The organism is Pantoea sp. JV6 (assembly GCF_025910055.1).
Lineage (GTDB): Bacteria > Pseudomonadota > Gammaproteobacteria > Enterobacterales > Enterobacteriaceae > Pantoea > Pantoea agglomerans.
Genome location: NZ_JAPCIM010000004.1, coordinates 353536 through 372863, shown reverse-complemented (window position 1 = coordinate 372863; position 19328 = coordinate 353536). Strand labels below are relative to the sequence as shown.

The window sequence follows — 19328 nt, the reverse complement described above, 5'->3', positions numbered from 1 at the left end:
GCAGCCAATGTTCGGTTTCCGCAAAAAACCAAAGGAAGAAAAGGCGCTTCAGGCTGCTAATGGTGGCTGGTGGCGAAGGATTTTTGAGTCATTTTCCGGCGCATGGCAGCGAAATATAGAAGTAGACAGTACAACAGTGCTGGCTTACCACGCGGTCTTCACCTGCATTTCTCTAATTGCCGCAGATATCGCGAAAATGCCGATATTGCTTAAAAAGAAACTGAGCAGCGGTATCTGGACGGATCACAGCGATGCGAAGATTTCCCCGTTGCTGAGAAAGCCAAACAGCTTTCAGACACGTATGCAGTTCTTCGAGTGCTGGATGAATTCAAAGCTTTCTGATGGCAACACCTATGTGCTGAAGTTGCGTGATGTCAGCGGGAACGTTAAGCAACTGCGCGTGCTGGACCCAAACAAAGTTACGCCTTACGTGACCGATGATGGAGAAATTTTCTATCAGGTCAGGCCGGATAATATTCACGGGCTGGAGCAGCAGGTAATGGTGCCGGCACGGGAAATTATTCACGATCGGTTCAACTGCTTTTTCCATCCTCTTTGCGGACTGTCACCCATTTATGCCTGTGGGCTGACAGCAATGCAGGGCGATGCGATCCTGACAAACTCCGCAAATCATTTTAAAAACGGCGGAAAACCCGGAGGCGTTATTAAAGTTCCGGGGGCGGTCGATGCAGATAAAGCACGGGAAATAAAACAGAACTGGGACGAGGGTTATTCCGGCGAAAATACCGGAAGAACAGCATTGCTGGCTGATAATGCATCATTTGAAGTTATTGCTATGACAGCCGTAGATGCTCAGATGGTGGAGCAGTTAAAACTGACTGCTGAAATCATCTGCTCAACATTCCACGTCCCGATTTATAAGGTCAACACCGCATCAACACCGTCCTATAACAATATTGAAGCTCTCGACCAGGGGTATTACTCGCAGTGTCTCCAGACACACATTGAAGGTATTGAACTTCTTCTGGATGAGGCATTAGAACTGGACGCGCAGACCGGGGTGGAATTCGACCTGAATACACTTATCCGCATGGACACTGAAGGGCGTTACAAAACCTACAGCGAAGGCATCGGTGCTGGTTTCCTCACCCCCAATCAGGCACGCAAAAGCGAAAATATGCCGCCTGTTGAAGGTGGCGATACACCATATCTGCAGCAGCAGAACTATGCGCTGTCAGCTTTAGCCAGAAGGGACGCCAGTGACGATCCGTTTGGCACTCAATCCAAATCTGAAGCGGCCACCACGCCGACACCACCTGTTGACGATGAAAGGAGCAAAGCTCTTACTGAGCATGAGCATTTCATGGTCAAGGCAATGCTGAAAGGACTGCTTACCCATGAATAAACGTGACATGTCACTGCTTAAGGCTGTCAGCGAAGCAGTAAAAGAGCAGCTGTTTGCAGTGCAAAAACGCTATGAAACCGCGCTGACGGAACAGGCAGAAGTAATTAACAGGCTTAAATCTCAGGTCGAAGAGTATCAACAGTCAGTACCGGATGAGCAGGCTATTGCCGATTTAGTATTGGCGAAGATTTATGTTCCTGCCGCGCCGGCGCTGCCGGATATCGCGCAGATGGTGAAAGATGAGGTGGCTGAGATTCCGGTGCCGGAATCGCCAGTTCTGCCGGATATTGACGGCATGATACAACGGGCCGTTTCTGCCATTGTGGTGCCGCAACCCGAGCCGCTGCCGGATATCATGCAGATGGTGAAAGATGCGGTGTCTGAGATTCCGGTGCCGGAATCGCCAGTTCTGCCGGATATTGACGGCATGATACAACGGGCCGTTTCTGCCATTGAAATGCCGCAACCCGAGCCGCTGCCGGATATCGCGCAGATGGTGAAAGATGCGGTGGCTAAAATACCTAAGCCGGAAGATGGTGAGCCTGGCGAAGATGGAAAAGACGCGCTTCAGATTGAAATTATGCCGCATATCGATGCTGAGAAATCATACCCGCGTGGCACCTATGCTATTCATCATGGCGGCCTGTGGCGTTCATTCCAGAAAACAACGGGTATGAATGGCTGGGAGTGCCTGGTAGACGGTATCAGCGACATTGATATCACTCAGGCCGAAGATCGTCAGTTTACTGTCACCGCGGTTAAATCAAGCGGTGAAAAAACAGAGAAAACGTTCAGCATGCCGGTAATGATCTACCGCGACATTTTCAAAGACGGCGTGAAGTATTACCCGGGTGACAGCGTTACGTGGGGCGGTTCGGTCTGGTACTGCCATCAGGAAACAGGCGATAAGCCTGGTGAAGATGGCTCTAAAGGCTGGAAACTTGCTGTTAAGCGCGGTCGTGATGCGAGGGCTAAGTGATGCTGGAATTTGTAACGCTTAGCGAAGCCAAAGATCATCTGCGTATTGATACCGATGATGGTGATTCAGATCTGCAGCTAAAAATTTACTCTGCGAGTGCGGCCGTACTGGATTACATACAGGGGAGCCGTGACAAAGTTGTCGGCGAAGATGGCAAAATCATTGACGCCGCACCTGAACTTCAGCGCGTAAAACAGGCAACACTGATTTTAATAGGCATCCTTGATCGCGTCCGTGGCGGCGAGGAAGAGAGCCAGTATAAGCAGGGCGAATTACCTTACTCTGTGACATGCCTCATTTATTCCCTTCGTAAACCAACCATTCTCTGAGCGCAGGAGCATATATGGCATGCAGTGGATGTCAGGCGCGCCGTGACTGGATAAAGAAATGGACCAGAATCGCCTATGAACGAGCAACAGGTAAGCGAGCTGCTGAAAGCGATGTCAGCGCAAACAAAAGCAATGACCGATCAGACAGCGGCAATAAGCCGCCTGGCTGAATCAAACGAGTCGTTAGCCGCGGTGCTTTATCAGACCTTTGCTGATGAGGTGCAGGATGATATGCCGGCTGCCACTTATCTAAGCGGAAAGCCAAAGGGGTAGTTCATGCAGGCAGGAAAATTGAGGCATCGCGTCTCGCTTCAGGAGCCGGTTAAAACCCAGAACCCTTTAACCGGAGCAACCGTCAACTCATGGCAGGAAATTAAAAAGTTATGGGCTGACGTTGTACCACTGTCAGCGCGGGAGTTTATAGCGGCGCAGGCTACACAGGCTGAGGTCACTACGCGTATAACGATCCGTTTCCGCAGCGACATCACCTCAAAACATCGCATCGTATACGGGAATAAAATATTCAACATTGAGGGTGTACTTCCTGACCCTGAAAGTGGCCGGGATTACCTGACATTGCCGTGTTCGGAGGGCGTTAACGATGGCTGATGGTGTTGGGTTTTCCCTGACCGGTCTGGATACGCTGCTTGGCCGGCTGGATTCAATAAGCGATGACCTGAAGAAAAAAGGGGGCCGGGCAGCACTACGCAGAGCAGGAAATGTCATTGTGGACAGGGCAAAGGCTAATGCCCGTCGCGTTGATGATATTCATACCGGGCGGAGCATCGCCGACAACATAGCACTGCGGTGGAACGGGCGCGTATTCCGGCGCACCGGTGATCTTGCCTTTCGGATCGGCGTACTACACGGTGCAGTACTCAAAAATCATCCTGATAAAGCTGTGAATGCACCAACCCCTCACTGGCGTTTACTGGAGTTTGGTACTGAAAAAATGCGGGCTCAGCCAATTATGCGGCCAGCTGCTGAGAACGGTGTGGATATGGTCATCAACACGTTCGCCAATGAATACGATAAGGCGCTGGACCGGGCTATTGCCCGCGCCCGCAAAAAAGGGACACAGACATGATTGCACCAATCTTTCCGGTCTGTTCCTCCAGTGCTGCAGTGAATGCGCTGATTGGTGGTGATCGCCTCAGGCTTTATCCGTTCGGCCTTCAGGATGATGATGTCATCTATCCCTATGCGGTATGGCAGAACATCAGCGGTGATCCAGAAAATTATCTTGGACAACGACCTGACGCGGACTCGTTTACGCTGCAGGTTGATGTCTATGCGAATACCCCCGACGAAGCAATCGCCGTCGCCGCTGCTCTGCGAGACGCGATTGAGCCACACGCAAATATAGCGCGCTGGGGAGATCAGACTCGCGACAGTGAAACTAAACGCTACCGCTACTCATTTGATGTGGACTGGATAGTCCTTCGCTAATCACCTCACCAACTAACCAACCGGCCCTGAGCCGGTTTTTTTACGTCCGGAGATAACCATGTCTGTACTGACGCAGGGCACACAGCTCTATGTGTTTGCAAATAACACGGTGAGTGAAATCGAGTGCATTACCGCATTCAACCCGGGCAGTAGCCCGGCGGATCAGATTGAAGATACCTGTCTGAGTGAGAAAAGTACGCGCACCTATAAGAAAGGTCTGCGCACGCCGGCTCAGGCATCGGCAACGCTCAATGCTGACCCCAAAAATGCCAGCCACCTGATGCTAAGCAATCTCGCAGAAACCTCTGACCAGACAGATCTGGTATTCGCTATCGGCTGGTCAGATGGCGAATCAGTGCCAACCGTGGCCGCTGCGAATGCACCAAACGCTGTTGATGGGCTCAACCTGCCTGACGACCGCACCTGGTATGTGTTCAAAGGGTACGTCGCCGATTTCCCTTTTGATTTCCAGGCTAACACGGTGGTTCAGACCACGGCGACCATTCAGCGCTCCGGAGCCGGTGCGTGGATTCCAAAGGCTGAATCCGGCTCCTAATTCACCGGGGCTCCGGCCCCAATTCATAGCAGGATAAGCATGAAACTGACGCTTGAAGCACTCAAATCCTCCGGAGCCTTTACTGGGCGACCGGTCGAAAAAGAAATTAACTGGAAGCAGGGCGATAAAGATTTTACCGCTACGGTCTATGTGCGTCCTATGGGCTATCACACTGCAACCTCAGATGTTTTAGCAATGGGCGGGAAGGTGGACGGAGTGGCCGGTCGCATCGCTGCATCAATCTGTGATGAATTCGGCAAGCCCATTTTTACCCCGGCAGACATTACCGGTGAGGCTGACCCGGATCGTGGCTCTCTTGATGGCGCGCTGACCATTGCACTGCTGGTGGCGATTCAGGAAGTTAACGACTTGGGAAAGACTTCGAGCTCAGTGCCGAAGACGAATTCTGGTGCGAGCTCGTCCTCAACGGTATCGGCGGGCGCACCATCGCCGAAGCGCGTGAAGCGATCAGCTTCAAAGAGTCGCAGCTCTGGGCGAAATTCCGGGAACGCTACGGAAGCCTGAACCCCATGATGCGGACCGAATGGGGAGCGGGGGTTGTTGCAAGTACCATTGCCAATGTGAACCGGGATGCTAAAACGCCGCCGTTCAGCCCGACCGACTTCACGCTGCATTTCACAAAAGTCACTGCTGCTGATGAGCCGATTTCACTTGATGAAGCCATGACCAGCTGGGGATAACGGCCGCCAGACGGAGAGTTTATGGCTTCAAAATCACTTGGCACCCTGACGATTGACCTTATTGCGAAGGTGGGCGGCTTCGTTTCAGGCATGGATAAGGCGGAGCGTGCCTCTGAAAAATGGGCTAAGCAGGTCCAGAAGGATTCTGCTGCCAGCTCTGCTGCACTGCTTTCAGTGGGGGGCGCGGTACAGGCAGCTGCATTAGCCGCAGGCACAGCCGGTTTCGCTTTACTGAAATCGACCTCAGAACAGGTGAACGCCACAGACCAGTGGGCGAAATCGCTGAAGATGTCCACGCAAGAACTTCTTGCCTGGCAGTTTGCTGCAGAAAAAGCCGGTATATCCGGTGACAATATGGCTGACATCTTCAAAGACATCAGCGATAAAATCGGTGATGCGGTCCTGAATAAGTCAGGTGAGGCCGTTGATGCACTTAACTCGCTTGGCCTGTCTGCCGACAAGCTGTCGAAGGTATCACCGGACAAGCAGTTGCTGGCGATCGGCGAAGCGCTGGGCAAAATCAGCACCAACGCCGGCAAGGTCACCATCCTTGAAAGCCTGGGCAATGACCTCACAAAACTTCTTCCGCTATTCGACAACAATAATGCGAAGCTGACACAGTTCATACAGCTGGCAAAAGATTATGGCGTCGCGCCTGACCCGCAATCCATTGATGACTTGGTTAAGGTCAATGCCCTGTTTCAGGATATGGAAGCGCAGGTTAAGGGGCTGAAGATGGAGATTGCAGCCGGACTTGCGCACGTTGACCTGAGTCCGCTGAATAACTCCCTGTCAGAAATTCATGATGTACTGACCGATCCGAAAGTGCTGCAGGGTATCGCCGATTTGGTCAGCCAGGTGGCGCAGCTTGCCGGATGGCTGATTAAAGCCGCAGCCGGCGCAGGGAAACTCGCCACATCATCATCCAACCGGATGGCCGCGCTGGGTAACCGGGTTGATATGAATAACCCGGACCAGATTCAGGCACGCATTGATTACCTCAACAGCAACGCAAAAGATCGCGGCAACGGAATGTATGACGGCAGTCAGACCTTCCTCGGCTGGATCATGGGTAAAGACGACAGCGTTAAGGCTATATCGGACGAAATTGCGACGCTGACTGGCCGCCTGGCAGAGCTGAACAAGCAGCCGAAAGATATCAGGGTCTCACCTGACGTCACACCTGCCAGTGCGTCATCGCTGCTGAACTTCGGTCTCGCTCCGGGACAGACCAACGGGAAGCCGCCGAAGGATACTGCAGGGGCTAAACTAGAGTCGGCATTTAAAACGGTTGAGCGCAGTTACATGCGCCAGATTGAGCTCATCGACACCACGGGTAAAAAGACCGCTGTAGTAACTGAGCAGCAAAAGCTTCAGTTTGATATTGCTGACGGCAAGCTGCAGGGGCTGAACGCCACGCAGCAGAAACGCCTGGAGTCGCTGGCACAGGAAGTTGACCGGCTGAACGCTGTCAAAAAGGCGAATGAAGAAAATGCCAAGGTGGCTGCGTTTGTTGCCAACCTGCAGGCACAGAACAGCAACGCTAAATCATCACTAAATATTGACGTTCAGGGAGCTGGTGCTGGCGACAAAGAGCGACAGCGCATGAAAGAACGGCTGAATATTGAAAGGGAATATCTCGATCAACATCGTGAACTGCAGTCGCAGTATCAGTCGGGCGACATCACCAAATCACTTTATGACAGAGAAACCAGCGCGATTAGCAGCGCCATGAGTGATCGTCTAAAAATGCAGGAGGATTATTACAAAAGCATGGATGCCATGCAGACAGACTGGATAGGTGGTGTAAGTGGTGGCCTGGCTAACTGGCTGGATACCTCATCAAATTATTCAGCCTCAGCGGCAAGCGTTGTCAGCAGTTCAATGGATAGTGCTCTGGATAACGTATCGTCCATGCTTATGGGTAATAAAGCCAGCTGGAAGGATTGGGCTTCATCAGTACTCAGCATGATCGCTAAAGTTGCTCTGCAGATGGCCGCTGTAAACCTTATAGGCGGACTGGTGAGTTCAGTCGGCGGCGCTGCTGTTGGCGCAGCATCTGCTGGCGGTGGCACAGCGAATAACTCATTCAGCAATGGTTCCTACAACAACCTGACGCTTAACGCCAAAGGCGGCGTGTATGAGTCGCATGACCTGAGCCAGTACAGCGGATCGGTCATCAGTTCTCCGACGCTGTTTGCCTTCGCTAAGGGTGCCGGTCTGATGGGGGAGGCCGGTCCTGAAGCGATAATGCCGCTGACGCGTGCGGCAGATGGCTCACTTGGTGTGCGCGCGATAGGCAGTGGTGGTGGCAGCGGCGGTACGTCTATTTCTGTCAGCGCACCTGTCACAGTTGAGGGTGGCGGGGCCGGTGAAACCAGCAGCACCAACACGGCCAATACTGCCCGACAGCTGCAGAGCATGATCCAGACTGTACTTTCGGACCGTCTTAAGAAAGAGATACTGCCTGGCGGCATACTTTACCGCGGCGGATAACATTGATGGTGAAAAATGGCGATTGATACTTTTAGCTGGTGCGTCAGAACAGGGGCGACCGAAGAGATCACCGTTGCCACCCTTCAGGCTCAGTTCGGTGAGGGATATAAACAGGTTGCCGGTGTCGGGATTAATGACCAGCGTGAATCGTGGCCGGTTACCTGCAGCGGCAGTAAAGCTGAGATGGCTACGGTGAGAGCTTTTCTCAAAGCACACGTCACGGCCTCATGCTGGTGGGTGAATCCGTGGGATGAGAAAAAGCTTTATCGCATTAAGGCGGACTCAATACGTCCCGCCTTCATCAACGGTAACTTTGTCGAGATCAGCTTTACCTTCGAGCAGGCTTTCGCACCGTGACATGTCACGATAACAATAGGGCGCTGATGCGCCCTTTTTTATTGGGTGAAAAATGAGTTTTAACCAGGACATTCAGGCGCTAGATCCGGGGAGTCTGGTCCAGCTGATTGAGATTGACGGTACAGCCTTTGGGCTTGATACCGTGCTGCGCTTTCATGCGTATAACCTGCCGACCGAAGGCTGGAAGTCTTTTGCAGCGGAAAACCTGCCATCAATCATCTGGCAGGGCAATGAGTACGATCCTCACCCGTATGAGCTGACCGGCATGGAGATGAGCAGTACCGGTTCACAGCCGACGCCAAAGCTTTCTGTTGGCAACGTGGGCAACTATGTCACTACACTCTGCCTGCAGTTTGACGACATGGTTAAGGCTAAGGTCCGCATTCATACCACGCTGGCAAAGTATCTTGATGCGGCAAACTGGACGGCAGGCAACCCCAACGCCAATCCGCAGGAAGAGCGGGTACAGCTGTTTTATGTGAACGCTAAAACGTCTGAAACGCGCACCCAGGTGGATTTTGAACTCTGTTCACCCTTTGACATTCAGAGCCTGCAGCTGCCATCGCGTCAGATTACGCCGGTATGCACCTGGTGCATGCGTGGCTGGTATCGCACCGGCACCGGATGTGATTACGCGGGCAACCGGTACTTTGCGAAAGATGGCACACCCACCAATGACCCGTCTAAAGATGTTTGTGGCGGTCGCCTGGCTGACTGTAAGGCCCGGTTTGGTGAAGACCAGCCGCTGCCATTCGGCGGGTTCCCGGCTGCAAACCTTCAGGGTAAATAACCATGCGTAAAAAAATTCTTGAGGCCATACGTGAACACGTCGCTGCCGAATACCCGAAAGAGGCTTGCGGTCTGGTCATTCAGTCTGGCCGGACCCAGACCTACGTCCCCTGCAGGAATATCGCTGAATCGCCGACTGAGCATTTCACGCTGTCGCCGGAGGATAAGCGGGCAGCGGAAGCGCAGGGTGACATTCTGATGGTCATCCATTCTCACCCGGACGTGCCGCAGCTTATCCCGTCAGAACGTGACCGGGTTCAGTGCGACTTCTCCGGCGTGGAGTGGGGGATCATGTCGTGGCCGGATGGTGACTTCTGCACCATCAGCCCCCGCACTGAACGCGACTATACAGGTCGTCCCTGGCTGATTGGCGGTAATGACTGCTGGACACTCATCATGGACTACTACCAGCGTGAGCACGGCATCACCCTGAAAAACTGGTCTGTTGATTATGAGTGGTGGGTGGACGGCAAAGAAAACCTGTATGACGACAACTGGCAATCGGAGGGGTTTGTGGAGATTGAACCAGCGGAAATGCGTGAGGGCGACATGATCATGATGCGCATCAGCGCCCCGGTAACGAACCACGCCGCAATCTATCTGGGCAACAATATCATTCTTCATCATAACGCCGGGAGCCTGTCTACGCGGGTGCCTTATGGCGAATACTGGCGTAACCGTACCGTGCGCATCGTGCGCCGAAAGGAGCTGATGGATGCTTAAAACCATGCGACTTAAAGGCCGGATGGCAAAAATGTTTGGTCAGGTGCACCAGTTTCACGTCGCCGATTTGCGGGAGCTGCTGCGTGCGATGTGCTCACAGGTGCCGGGGTTCAAAAAGTATGTGTCGAATGCGCATCTTAACGGTGTTCGCTTTGCCTTTTTCAGCGGCAAAGACAACATTGGCCTGCAGGAATTTGATATGTCTTCAGCCGCGACTGAGTTTGAAATGGAGCCGGTTCTGGAGGGTTCGAAGCGGGGCGGCACGCTGCAGATCATCATCGGGGCCGTTGCGATTGTGGCCGCGTTCTTCACAGCGGGTGCGTCACTGGCTGCATATGGTGCGGCTATCGGTACCACGACCGCAGTCGGTCTGGCTACTACAGCACTGACCAGTATCGGTATCAGCATGCTGCTGGGCGGTGTCGTACAGATGCTGACGCCGCAACCCAAGCTCAACGTGGGTGCGTCATCCAGCACGGACAATAAGCCGAACTATGCGTTCGGCGCGCCGGTGAATACCGTTGCGATGGGCTATCCCGTTCCTGTCCTGTATGGGATGCGGGAAATTGGGGGAGCGATCATCAGCGCGGGCAGCTTTACCAGCGATCAGCAATAAAAATTTATTGAACTACTTCGAAAAGCTCTCCCATTGCCTCATTAAAATTACTGTTTAAATTATCATGATTTAATTAGGTGTTTTCTGATTTAAACTTGGCTCAACTCCCCTAACAGGCGCGTGAGCTATGAGGAAAACAATCGAAGTACTCCCACAATCTAGCTTCAAATCTATACTATCCAGGCCTGATGAAGGTTTAATGGCTCTGACGTTATTATGTATTTTGGACTGGCCAGATGGTCAAAAAAGGCAGTGCTTTGTAAAAATTTTTTCGCAAGAGCAGAGTATTGGTGTCTTTAACGAAATCTTGGGTTATCTACTAACTAAGACTGAAGGACTTCCGGTTGCATCGAAAGCAGGAATACTAATTCTTCCCGATCAGGTCAAGGCTCAGATTGAGCAACCTGTAGCTTCGGTAGCGTTTGTAACAAGTCGCATTGACGGAAAAACCCCAAGTAGTTTTTATAAGATTCGTGACATGTTAAACTACCAAGCTCTTTTTAACGTTCTAAATTCATGGGATAAATTGCATCAGTCGATCGCCTTTGATGAGTGGGTGGCTAACCAAGATCGAAATCTTGGCAACGTTGTAGTTAGCACTGATCACTCTGTAACCTTAATTGACCATAGTAATATGCCGGTGGACTTATCCTGGACGCCTGAAATACTTAATGTTTCACTTGAACCAAGAAATGTGCTTGGCGATGTTTTCCGTTCAAACCCTTCCTTGCCTCAAAAAATTGACATTTTAAAAAGTGGATCAGGTCAGCGAACAAGCTTAGAACACGCCAAAGAAGAAATCGTTTACTGGGCTGATCGTCTATTGACTAGCGAACAAAAAGATGAGCTTATGAACTTTCTAGAAGTTCGAGCAGAACAATCCAGTATGCGATTAAGTAAAAAATATGGGGTCTTAGCGGGTGTTGCATGATTGATTTCTCGTCAATTCTGGAAGAGCATTCCAACAAACCAGTGGTGAGCGGTGAGTGGTTTACCATACAGTGGACGCCTGACATCGCCTCTGGTGAGAAACTAAACATTGGTGTTGCATTTTATGAAGCATCTGGAGAATCTTTTGTCCAGGTCTTGGATTATTACGAAAGGATAAAGTGTTTATACTCCCAATCTGCGGTTTATCATCTTTCGCTTGCATGTGAGGTTGCTAAAGAGATTGCGCTTACAAAGCAGATTAAGAATGTAACTGATTTTTGTGGCGTCAACTTCGTGTCTAATGGTTATGCTCAAGGAGATTCTGCTGACGATATAATTTCTACTATATTTTCTAATATAGTGCCACTCGCCGTCAGACAAGAGAAGAACCGAGAGAAAGCCTATTATCCTGTTAGCAGGGAGCGGCTCTACACAATAATAAACAGCCAGTTAAAAGTAAGGCTAGATTATGATGAGTACTTTAATATGGTTGAGCCTACTGCTATCAAAAGAGTGAATTTAGGCAATCAAACGCAAACCCTTTTCTTACCTTACAAAGCTAAGAACTCCATTGCAACTATTGCATCTGCAGCATATGCAGATGAAAACACAGCGAAATGTCACCTTTATGACGCTCAACGTGATGTTTCACTTGCTGTGAATAACTTTAATGAGTTTGACTCTGGCGCTATATTTATTCTTTCTCCAAGTAGTGAATTGAAGATTGAAAAGCGCGATCAGGTTGATTCAGAGATCGATAAGTTTTGCTGGTACTTAAAAACACAATCGATTTACACTCAGGTCGATAGTGATGCCGAATCATTAGCAGATAAAGCGGTGAGTTGGTATCGAAAAAAAGTGGCTTAAATATTTATTGCGATAAAATTCTTGAATTCTATTTATTACAGGCCACCTTCGGGTGGCTTTTTTTATGGGTGAAATATGCGACTTCTCGAAGGTGCCGTGATTCAGGGCAGTAAAGGTGGCGGCGGTGGCAGCGCTCATACTCCGGTTGAACAGCCAGACGATCTGCTGTCTATTGCAAAATTAAAAATGCTGCTGGCTATCTCAGAAGGTGAGATTCAGGGTGATTTAACCGCGCAGCAGATTTACCTGAATGACACCCAGCTGGCGAACGAAGACGGCACCTACAACTTCACAGGTGTAGTGTGGGACTGGCGTAAGGGTACGCAGGACCAGACCTATATTCAGGGTATGCCTGAAGTCGATAATGAGCTTTCTGTTGGTGTAGCAGTAACGCAGGCCGTCGCCTGGACCCGCCAGTTTACCAATCTGACGCTGGATGCCGTTCGCATTAAGCTGAGTCTGCCGGTGCAGTATCAGTACAAAGACAACGGCGACATGGTCGGTACCGTGACGCAGTATGCCATTGATCTCTCAACTGACGGCGGTTCATGGGTCACGGTGGTGGACGGAAGGTTTGACGGTAAAACCACGTCTGAATATCAGCGCGATCATCGCATCGACTTACCTAAAGCCACTTCCGGCTGGTCAGTTAGGGTGCGTCGTATTACCGCTGATTCCTCATCCTCAAAGCTGATTAACGCCTTCAAAGTCTTTTCGTTCGCAGAGGTCATCGACAGCAAGCTGCGCTACCCCAATACCGCGCTACTGTATATCGAGGTTGATGCCAGTCAGTTCAGCGGTCAGGCACCAAAAGTAACGTGCAAGCCAAAAGGGAGGCTGGTTCGCGTTCCGACAACCTATGACCCTGTTTCACGCACTTATGCCGGAACATGGCAGGGTGACTTCAAATACGCTTATACCGATAACCCGGCATGGATTTTCTATGATCTGGTGCTGGATAAAATCTTTGGTATGGGGACGCGTGTCGATGCCACCATGATCGACAAGTGGGAACTCTACAGCATCGCACAGTACTGCGATCAGATGGTGCCTGACGGTGCTGGCGGCACGGAGCCGCGCTTTACCTGTAACGTCTTCATCCAGAGCCAGCAGGATGCTTATACGGTCCTGAAAGACATTGCGGCGATATTCCGTGGTATCACGTTCTGGGGCAACAGCCAGATTTTTGTGAATGCTGACGTGCCGCAGGTTGATTCAGATGGCAACGTAGACGTTGATTTTGTTTACCACGCCGCGAACGTCATTGATGGTCTGTTCACCTATGCGGGGGGCAGCTATAAAAATCGGTATTCATCGTGCCAGGTAAGCTGGTCTGATCCAATTAATCACTACTCCGACACTGTCGAGGGTGTTTACGATTCTGAGCTGGTGCAGCGATATGATGTGCGAGAGATGAGCCTCACGGCCATCGGCTGCACGTCACAGAGCGAGGCGCATCGGCGCGGGCGCTGGGCTATTCTCTCCAATGCCAAAGATGGCACCGTTTCATTTGGCGTCGGCCTGGATGGTTATATTCCGATCCCCGCTGAAATCATCGGTGTGGCTGACCCATTCAGGTCGGGCAAGCAGAATGGCGGCCGCATCAGTTCTGTCAACGGCCTGCGCGTTACTCTTGACCGTCCTGTTGATTACGCAGCCGGTGATCGGCTGGTGGTGAACCTGCCGGATGGTACCGCGCAGACCCGGACGATTGGCAGTATCAGTACTGATAAGAAAACGGTCAGCGTTAACACCTCATTCCGTATCACGCCGGTGGCGGGTGCGGTATGGGCTATCGACAGCAATAATCTGGCAATTCAGTATTTCCGTGTGACCTCCGTGGCCGGGAACGATGACGGTACGTTTACCATTACCGGCGTGCAACACGACCCGAATAAATACCGCTACATTGACGATGGCGTGCGCATTGAGCCAGCCCCAATTACGGTTACGCCAATCAGCGTCCTGAAAGCGCCGGCCAACATCAAAATCAGCGAAGTCAGCTTTGTCGAACAGGGGCTTTCTGTTGCTTCAATGCAGGTGACATGGGACAGGGTTCAGGGGGCAATAAGCTATGTGGCACAGTGGCGCAAAGACAAGGGCGACTGGGTAAACGTCAGTCAGACCAGCGCACAAGGTTTCAGCATTCAAGGTATTTATACCGGCGTTTATGACGTGCGGGTGCGCGGCGTTAATGCGGCAGAAGTTTCGTCTCCGTGGGGTTATGCTGACTCAACTTCGCTTACGGGCAAGGCGGGCAAGCCAGGCACACCAGTTAATCTCCGTGCCACTGATAATGTGGTATGGGCGATTGATGTGACGTGGGCATTTCCTGATGGCTCAGGCGACACCTCTTACACTGAAATTCAGGTGGCCACAACGCCGGACGGGCAAAATCCCCAGTTCCTTGCTTATGTTCCTTATCCCGGTGTCAGCTATCAGCACGGCCCTATGCCCGCTGGCGTTCGCCGCTGGTACCGCGCCCGGCTGGTGGATCGTATCGGTAACACAGGCGACTGGACGACGTATGTTGAGGGCGCAAGCAGCGTAGATGCAACGGCGTTACTGGGCGACATTACCGAACAGGTTCTTAAAACCGATGCCGGTAAGCAGCTTATAGCCAAAGTTGATACCAACATCGATGCCATGCTGCAGAACGCGCTCAACCTCGACGCAACCGTTGATCACCAGATGGCTGAGTCGGGCAAAAACCGTGCTGATATCCTGACGGTCAAACAAACAATAGCGACAAACGATCAGGCTTATGCGCAGAAGTTTGAACAGGTGCAGGCCACCGTTGACCAGAATACTGCCGCAGTTCAGCAGACATCTACCGCGCTGGCCGATACCAACGGCAAGCTGTCAGCGCAGTACTCTGTCAAAGTGGCCGTGGATAGCAACGGGCGTCAGTACGCTGCCGGGATGGGAATTGGAGTTGAAAACACACCTGCAGGCATGCAAACACAAGTTCTTTTCCTTGCGGACCGATTTGCTGTGATGTCTCAGGTAGGCGCTACACCGAAAACCTTCTTTGCCATTCAGAACGGCCAGACCATTATCAACTCTGCCTTTATTGGTGATGCGACAATTACGAGCGCGATGATCGCTGCATACATCCAGTCAACGAACTACGTACCAAATGCTGCTGGCTGGCGACTAGGTAAAGATGGGACCTTTGAGCGGAACGCAGCAAACGGCTCGGGAAGAGTAATCGATACTGGCACGTTGCGGCAGGTATATGACGCAAATGGCACATTACGGATCAGAGACGGTCTTTGGTAAGGAGGTTATATGGCCGGGGGGCTTCAATGCTGGGACGCAACCGGAAAGCTGATCGTCGATATTGGAGACTATAACACTCGGTATCTCGGCAGAACGACTGTCACTATGGCTGCGAATACCAATCAAGTGACTGGCTCATTCGGGGGGCTGACGACATCAGGATCATTTGTGGTTGTCGTTTCTGCCTCAAGTTCTGTTTATTTCACACCCTCTAACTTTGCTGCTCGTGCATACGATGGGGGTTATCGAATCTTTAAACTCTCAGCATATACCGCTGCCGTTACCTTAACTTTGGACATGTACGCATTCATATGAGTGGATATCAGGTATGGAACTCGGCGGGGGCCCTTGTAATCGATTCTAATTTTAAGGGAACCTATTATCAGGACGCGGTTAATTATGCAGGCATCACAGATATCGGTTACTACGATATCTCATGCCAATTGGGAAACTCAACTGACATGGGACACGTAAGCGCCAGCGTTCCACTTGATGATAGTCTGCGATGGTTTAAACCAAATAATAACGCGAAAATGTTTTTCACCGGCCCAGACTGGATGACTGCCAATGCTGGTTCAATGGCGCGCACACGGAGCGACATGCCTGTAGAAAGCGGCTACCGAGATGTATTCAACTCAGCGGGACAGCTTGTCTGGTCTGCAGTGATGGCAGCAAAAATACCACGCATACTGGGATTCTTTGATGTGCCAGCAAACTTTGACTTAGATAACACGGTTTACTCCCAATACATAGGGACCAATACCTGGTTTCTTATTAGTTCTATTCCTGGTGGAAACATTTCTGATGATGGATCTGTGACTGGCTTTTCAGGTCCTTTCTTCAGATTTATTAATGGGACTTTGCAGTGCCAATGGGTGAACAAGAATCAGCAGTCATGGGCCAGTACGCTAAAGCCATACGGAATGCGTATCCCATACGGAATACTTTCAAATCTCAGTTAAAATATTGATCTACACGATCATTTTTCTGACTTGATTTTACTTAAATATAGCGGTGATATGCTTCCAATTATGGAGGCAATTATGCGTAAATTTCTAACGGCTTTGCTCATTGTTTTTTCAATAGTCGTACATGCAGACAATAAAATTACTTATCCTGAAAGGGCCGAAATCCTTCGGGTCGGTGGTGAGATTAATGTGGTCTATGACATATCCCGTGAAGGTAAAACGGAAAACATCAGGATCATAAGCGTTAATCCTAAATATTTCTTTGACCGTGATGTTAAAAGACAAATAGCAACATGGAATTACCCTAAAAATGACCCGCAAAAAGATGTTGCCTTGAGGGTCGTTTTTAAAGCGAAGTGACGCAATCTAAGTCATGAGAACCCGGCCATTGCGCCGGTTTTTTTTATTGTCAGGAGACCTATATGCCAGCGGGCACTATCGCATTAACAAATAATTCCACAACTATTACTGGTACAGGTACCAATTTCTCAACAGAGTTGAAGGTTAACGATTTCCTGGTAGCAATTGTTGGCGGCGTGACTTATACGCTTGGCGTACAGTCAGTAAATTCGGCTACAGGTCTAACGCTGATCACTGCTTACAATGGGCCCACAGCAACAGGTGTGGCGTGGACAGCCGTGCCTAATGCAGCGCTGGTAGGCATAACAGCTCAGGTTGCAGCTGATGTTGCTAAGGCAATTCGTGGGCTTAATCTCGACAAAGCTAACTGGCAGCAGGTATACAGTGCATCGGGAAATATTACTGTTACTCTCCCGGATGGCAGCCAGTATAGCGGACCATCATGGAACGCCGTCGCTACTTCCGTCACCGGGAAAATGGATAAAAGCCAGAACCTGGCAGACCTTTCTGATAAAGCTGAGGCTAGGAAAACCCTAGGCGTAGCTTATGGAACTAAAGAGGGCACCGTAGCCCAAGGCAATGACTCCCGGTTAACCAGCGTAGATGGCAAATCTGGCGGACTCATTTCCGGAAGCGTGACCATTAACATTGGGTCTTTTTTCTGTGGTTATGGTGCCGATTTTGGATTTAATAAAACAGCGGCCGGAGCGGTTGTTGGATCAGGTACAACGCGAAATCTCTTTGCACGATGCAACAACAATGCCTCTCAACGCTGGGAGATGGACTGTTTCGATAATGGCTCGGATATTCAGGCGCGGCTGGTAGCATTCAACGGTGGCGATTTTAATGCCTTTTATGCAGGCGTCACTGGCTGTGGTGACTCTAAAAGAGGTGCATTTGCATATGTAAGCTCGGACAGAGCACTAAAAGAAAATATTCAGGACAGCGATAAATCCGGAGCATGGGACAGGTTAAGCAAAATCAAAACCCGAGACTTTAACTGGAAATCAGATGGCAGAGCGGATCGGGGATTTATCGCACAGGAACTGGCTAAAGTAGATGATAAATACGCTTATACGCCAGCCGGGTCGCCGATAATGGGCGTTTCTGACAGAGCCATTATGGCAGATATTCTGGATGTGCTCGTGGATGCGAAAAAAGCAATCCAGAAACGCGATGACTTAATCAGTGAACTGCAAAAGCGTATGAAAGCTATTGATGGCCTGGATGCATAAAAAAACCCCGGCGACGGGGAAGTTTTAAATCGCGCCGATCTGTGCAGGCTGCGGGTATGATTTGAGATTAGTCACTTACCATAGCAATCGCCAACCAAAAAAACCTTTTGCCTCAAGCCCTTTACAAATCTGTGTGCCCGCGCGCCTTGATCAATTCTACCGATCAATATTACTGTTTATCCATACAGTATTTATCAGGGGAGGATTAATTATGCCGCGCGACTATGAAATCAAACATGCATTTATGAACGCTATGAGGCGAGAGCCGGGGCAGGGCGTTATCGTAACCACCCGGGAATTCGTACGCCAACTGGAGCTACTTAACTGGCACTTCAGCCTGCGAGAGGCCAACCAGTGGATCAAAGCGAACACAGTAACGTTCCGCGACGCCTCCACGCAGGAAGGTGAAGCGAAAACTTACAAGCAGTTCAACCCGAACGGGGGAATCTGAAAATGGGGTTTCCATCACCGGCACAGGACTACGTTGAGGGTCGCATAGACCTAAACAAACTGCTGATGCCTCACCCGGCCCACATGCTGATGATTGAGACGCCGGCCGGCTTCGCTATTGTGGACAGAGCAGTCCGGGGGCAGACAGGCGATAAAGTAGCGTTCCAGCTCGGAGACAATTCGCAACTGGGAAGATTGTTCAGAACAGGGATTATCACACAGGACGGCGAGACGATCGATGGTGAGGGGCTGGAAGGGATTATCGTGTTGGGGAAGGTAACGGCCGAGATCTTTGCTGTATATGAGTCCTGTAGGCCGACCATTTAAAAAATGCCCGCACATTTGCGGGCATCTTCATTAACGGTTAGAAATGTACAAAGTCACTTCCAGACCTAAGCGCATATCAATAAATGCTGGCTTCTTCCACATAGCAATTTCCTCCTAAAAGTAAAACACCCCCCCAATTATACTTCAAAAATCAAAGATAAATTGAGTACATAAATGAGTACATTATTTTTCATGACTCATTCTGCGATATCCTAATAAACACAAAGATAACATAGAATTAGCCATAATTTCTAAAGGTGAAGTACATAGCTTTGCCTGTTCTGGATCTGCAGACCCGGCACGCTGCTGAGGTTTTCCGACAGGTTAACGCGCGGTGCTGCCTGGCGCATATCGTCGCCACTGACCACGCTCAGGGCCGCAGGCGTATCGAGTTCGTTAAGGCCCGTTTCCGGCGGTGCAGCCGTGACGACCAGGGTATTGTCATTATCCGCCGCCAGCAGCGGCAGTGGCAAAATGGCAGGCAACATCAACAGCGTCGCCTGGCGCAGAGAGATTATTTTCATTATATGTGGCCTGAAAAAAGAGAG

Annotated in this window: 24 protein-coding genes and 1 pseudogene; 23 read left to right on the top strand and 2 right to left on the bottom strand. The window is 50.6% G+C overall.

Annotation, left to right across the window (positions count from 1 at the left end):
- Positions 1–7: 7 nt before the first annotated feature.
- The 23 genes from OK412_RS08635 to OK412_RS08525 all read left to right on the top strand — a co-directional run bounded on the left by OK412_RS08635 (position 8) and on the right by OK412_RS08525 (position 18780).
- Complete coding sequence (locus tag OK412_RS08635) at positions 8–1366, top strand: phage portal protein (RefSeq protein ID WP_264353055.1); 1359 nt, start codon at positions 8–10, stop codon at positions 1364–1366.
- Positions 1359–2345, top strand: a complete 987-nt coding sequence (locus OK412_RS08630; protein ID WP_264353054.1) for a phage gp6-like head-tail connector protein — start codon at positions 1359–1361, stop codon at positions 2343–2345. Before OK412_RS08635 ends, OK412_RS08630 begins: the two co-directional genes overlap by 8 nt.
- Positions 2345–2674 (top strand): head-tail connector protein, encoded by a 330-nt coding sequence (locus tag OK412_RS08625; protein ID WP_167432825.1) that lies wholly within the window; start codon positions 2345–2347, stop codon positions 2672–2674. Before OK412_RS08630 ends, OK412_RS08625 begins: the two co-directional genes overlap by 1 nt.
- A 75-nt stretch (positions 2675–2749) precedes the next feature.
- Complete coding sequence (locus OK412_RS08620; RefSeq protein ID WP_167432826.1) at positions 2750–2947, top strand: hypothetical protein; 198 nt, start codon at positions 2750–2752, stop codon at positions 2945–2947.
- A gap of 3 nt (positions 2948–2950) precedes the next feature.
- The gene (locus OK412_RS08615; protein ID WP_264353053.1) at positions 2951–3283 is read left to right on the top strand and encodes a phage head closure protein; all 333 of its coding nucleotides are present in this window, start codon (positions 2951–2953) and stop codon (positions 3281–3283) included.
- On the top strand, positions 3276–3761 hold the full coding sequence (locus tag OK412_RS08610; RefSeq protein ID WP_167432828.1) for an HK97-gp10 family putative phage morphogenesis protein: 486 nt from the start codon (positions 3276–3278) through the stop codon (positions 3759–3761). The genes OK412_RS08615 and OK412_RS08610 overlap by 8 nt, the downstream gene beginning before the upstream one ends.
- Positions 3758–4123: a DUF3168 domain-containing protein gene (locus OK412_RS08605; RefSeq protein ID WP_264353052.1), complete on the top strand. Its 366-nt coding sequence runs from the start codon at positions 3758–3760 to the stop codon at positions 4121–4123. Before OK412_RS08610 ends, OK412_RS08605 begins: the two co-directional genes overlap by 4 nt.
- Before the next feature lie 58 nt (positions 4124–4181).
- The gene (locus tag OK412_RS08600; RefSeq protein WP_167432830.1) at positions 4182–4679 is read left to right on the top strand and encodes a phage tail tube protein; all 498 of its coding nucleotides are present in this window, start codon (positions 4182–4184) and stop codon (positions 4677–4679) included.
- A 39-nt stretch (positions 4680–4718) separates the two neighbouring features.
- The gene (locus OK412_RS08595; protein WP_167432831.1) at positions 4719–5204 is read left to right on the top strand and encodes a phage tail assembly chaperone family protein, TAC; all 486 of its coding nucleotides are present in this window, start codon (positions 4719–4721) and stop codon (positions 5202–5204) included.
- 5 nt (positions 5205–5209) lie between these two features.
- Positions 5210–5380: a hypothetical protein gene (locus OK412_RS08590; protein WP_167432832.1), complete on the top strand. Its 171-nt coding sequence runs from the start codon at positions 5210–5212 to the stop codon at positions 5378–5380.
- A gap of 21 nt (positions 5381–5401) precedes the next feature.
- On the top strand, positions 5402–7876 hold the full coding sequence (locus tag OK412_RS08585; protein WP_264353051.1) for a phage tail tape measure protein: 2475 nt from the start codon (positions 5402–5404) through the stop codon (positions 7874–7876).
- Positions 7877–7891: 15 nt separating this feature from the next.
- Positions 7892–8233 (top strand): phage tail protein, encoded by a 342-nt coding sequence (locus OK412_RS08580; RefSeq protein WP_264353050.1) that lies wholly within the window; start codon positions 7892–7894, stop codon positions 8231–8233.
- Between the two features lie 52 nt (positions 8234–8285).
- Complete coding sequence (locus OK412_RS08575; protein WP_264353049.1) at positions 8286–9023, top strand: phage minor tail protein L; 738 nt, start codon at positions 8286–8288, stop codon at positions 9021–9023.
- 2 nt (positions 9024–9025) lie between these two features.
- Entirely contained in the window at positions 9026–9745 is a 720-nt protein-coding gene (locus OK412_RS08570) for a C40 family peptidase (protein ID WP_167432836.1), read from the top strand.
- Positions 9738–10361: a tail assembly protein gene (locus OK412_RS08565; protein ID WP_264353048.1), complete on the top strand. Its 624-nt coding sequence runs from the start codon at positions 9738–9740 to the stop codon at positions 10359–10361. Before OK412_RS08570 ends, OK412_RS08565 begins: the two co-directional genes overlap by 8 nt.
- A 199-nt stretch (positions 10362–10560) precedes the next feature.
- Complete coding sequence (locus OK412_RS08560) at positions 10561–11292, top strand: hypothetical protein (RefSeq protein WP_264353047.1); 732 nt, start codon at positions 10561–10563, stop codon at positions 11290–11292.
- Positions 11289–12158 (top strand): hypothetical protein, encoded by an 870-nt coding sequence (locus OK412_RS08555; RefSeq protein WP_264353046.1) that lies wholly within the window; start codon positions 11289–11291, stop codon positions 12156–12158. The genes OK412_RS08560 and OK412_RS08555 overlap by 4 nt, the downstream gene beginning before the upstream one ends.
- Before the next feature lie 75 nt (positions 12159–12233).
- A complete protein-coding gene (locus OK412_RS08550; RefSeq protein ID WP_264353045.1) occupies positions 12234–15440 on the top strand; it encodes a host specificity protein J in 3207 nt (1068 codons plus the stop codon).
- A gap of 311 nt (positions 15441–15751) precedes the next feature.
- On the top strand, positions 15752–16402 hold the full coding sequence (locus OK412_RS08545; RefSeq protein WP_264353044.1) for a hypothetical protein: 651 nt from the start codon (positions 15752–15754) through the stop codon (positions 16400–16402).
- Between the two features lie 81 nt (positions 16403–16483).
- Complete coding sequence (locus OK412_RS08540; protein WP_264353043.1) at positions 16484–16768, top strand: TonB family protein; 285 nt, start codon at positions 16484–16486, stop codon at positions 16766–16768.
- Between the two features lie 62 nt (positions 16769–16830).
- A complete protein-coding gene (locus OK412_RS08535; protein ID WP_264353042.1) occupies positions 16831–18003 on the top strand; it encodes a tail fiber domain-containing protein in 1173 nt (390 codons plus the stop codon).
- Between the two features lie 211 nt (positions 18004–18214).
- On the top strand, positions 18215–18454 hold the full coding sequence (locus OK412_RS08530; RefSeq protein ID WP_264353041.1) for a DNA polymerase V: 240 nt from the start codon (positions 18215–18217) through the stop codon (positions 18452–18454).
- A gap of 2 nt (positions 18455–18456) precedes the next feature.
- The gene (locus tag OK412_RS08525; RefSeq protein ID WP_264353040.1) at positions 18457–18780 is read left to right on the top strand and encodes a phage repressor protein; all 324 of its coding nucleotides are present in this window, start codon (positions 18457–18459) and stop codon (positions 18778–18780) included.
- Between the two features lie 30 nt (positions 18781–18810).
- Here OK412_RS08525 and pqqA read toward each other — a convergent pair whose 3' ends face one another.
- Both pqqA and OK412_RS08515 read right to left on the bottom strand, forming a co-directional pair.
- Positions 18811–18882 (bottom strand): pyrroloquinoline quinone precursor peptide PqqA, encoded by a 72-nt coding sequence (gene pqqA / locus OK412_RS08520; RefSeq protein ID WP_010245103.1) that lies wholly within the window; start codon positions 18880–18882, stop codon positions 18811–18813.
- A gap of 152 nt (positions 18883–19034) precedes the next feature.
- A pseudogene (locus OK412_RS08515) lies at positions 19035–19304 on the bottom strand (TonB-denpendent receptor); the annotation flags it as partial.
- Between the last annotated feature and the right edge of the window lie 24 nt (positions 19305–19328).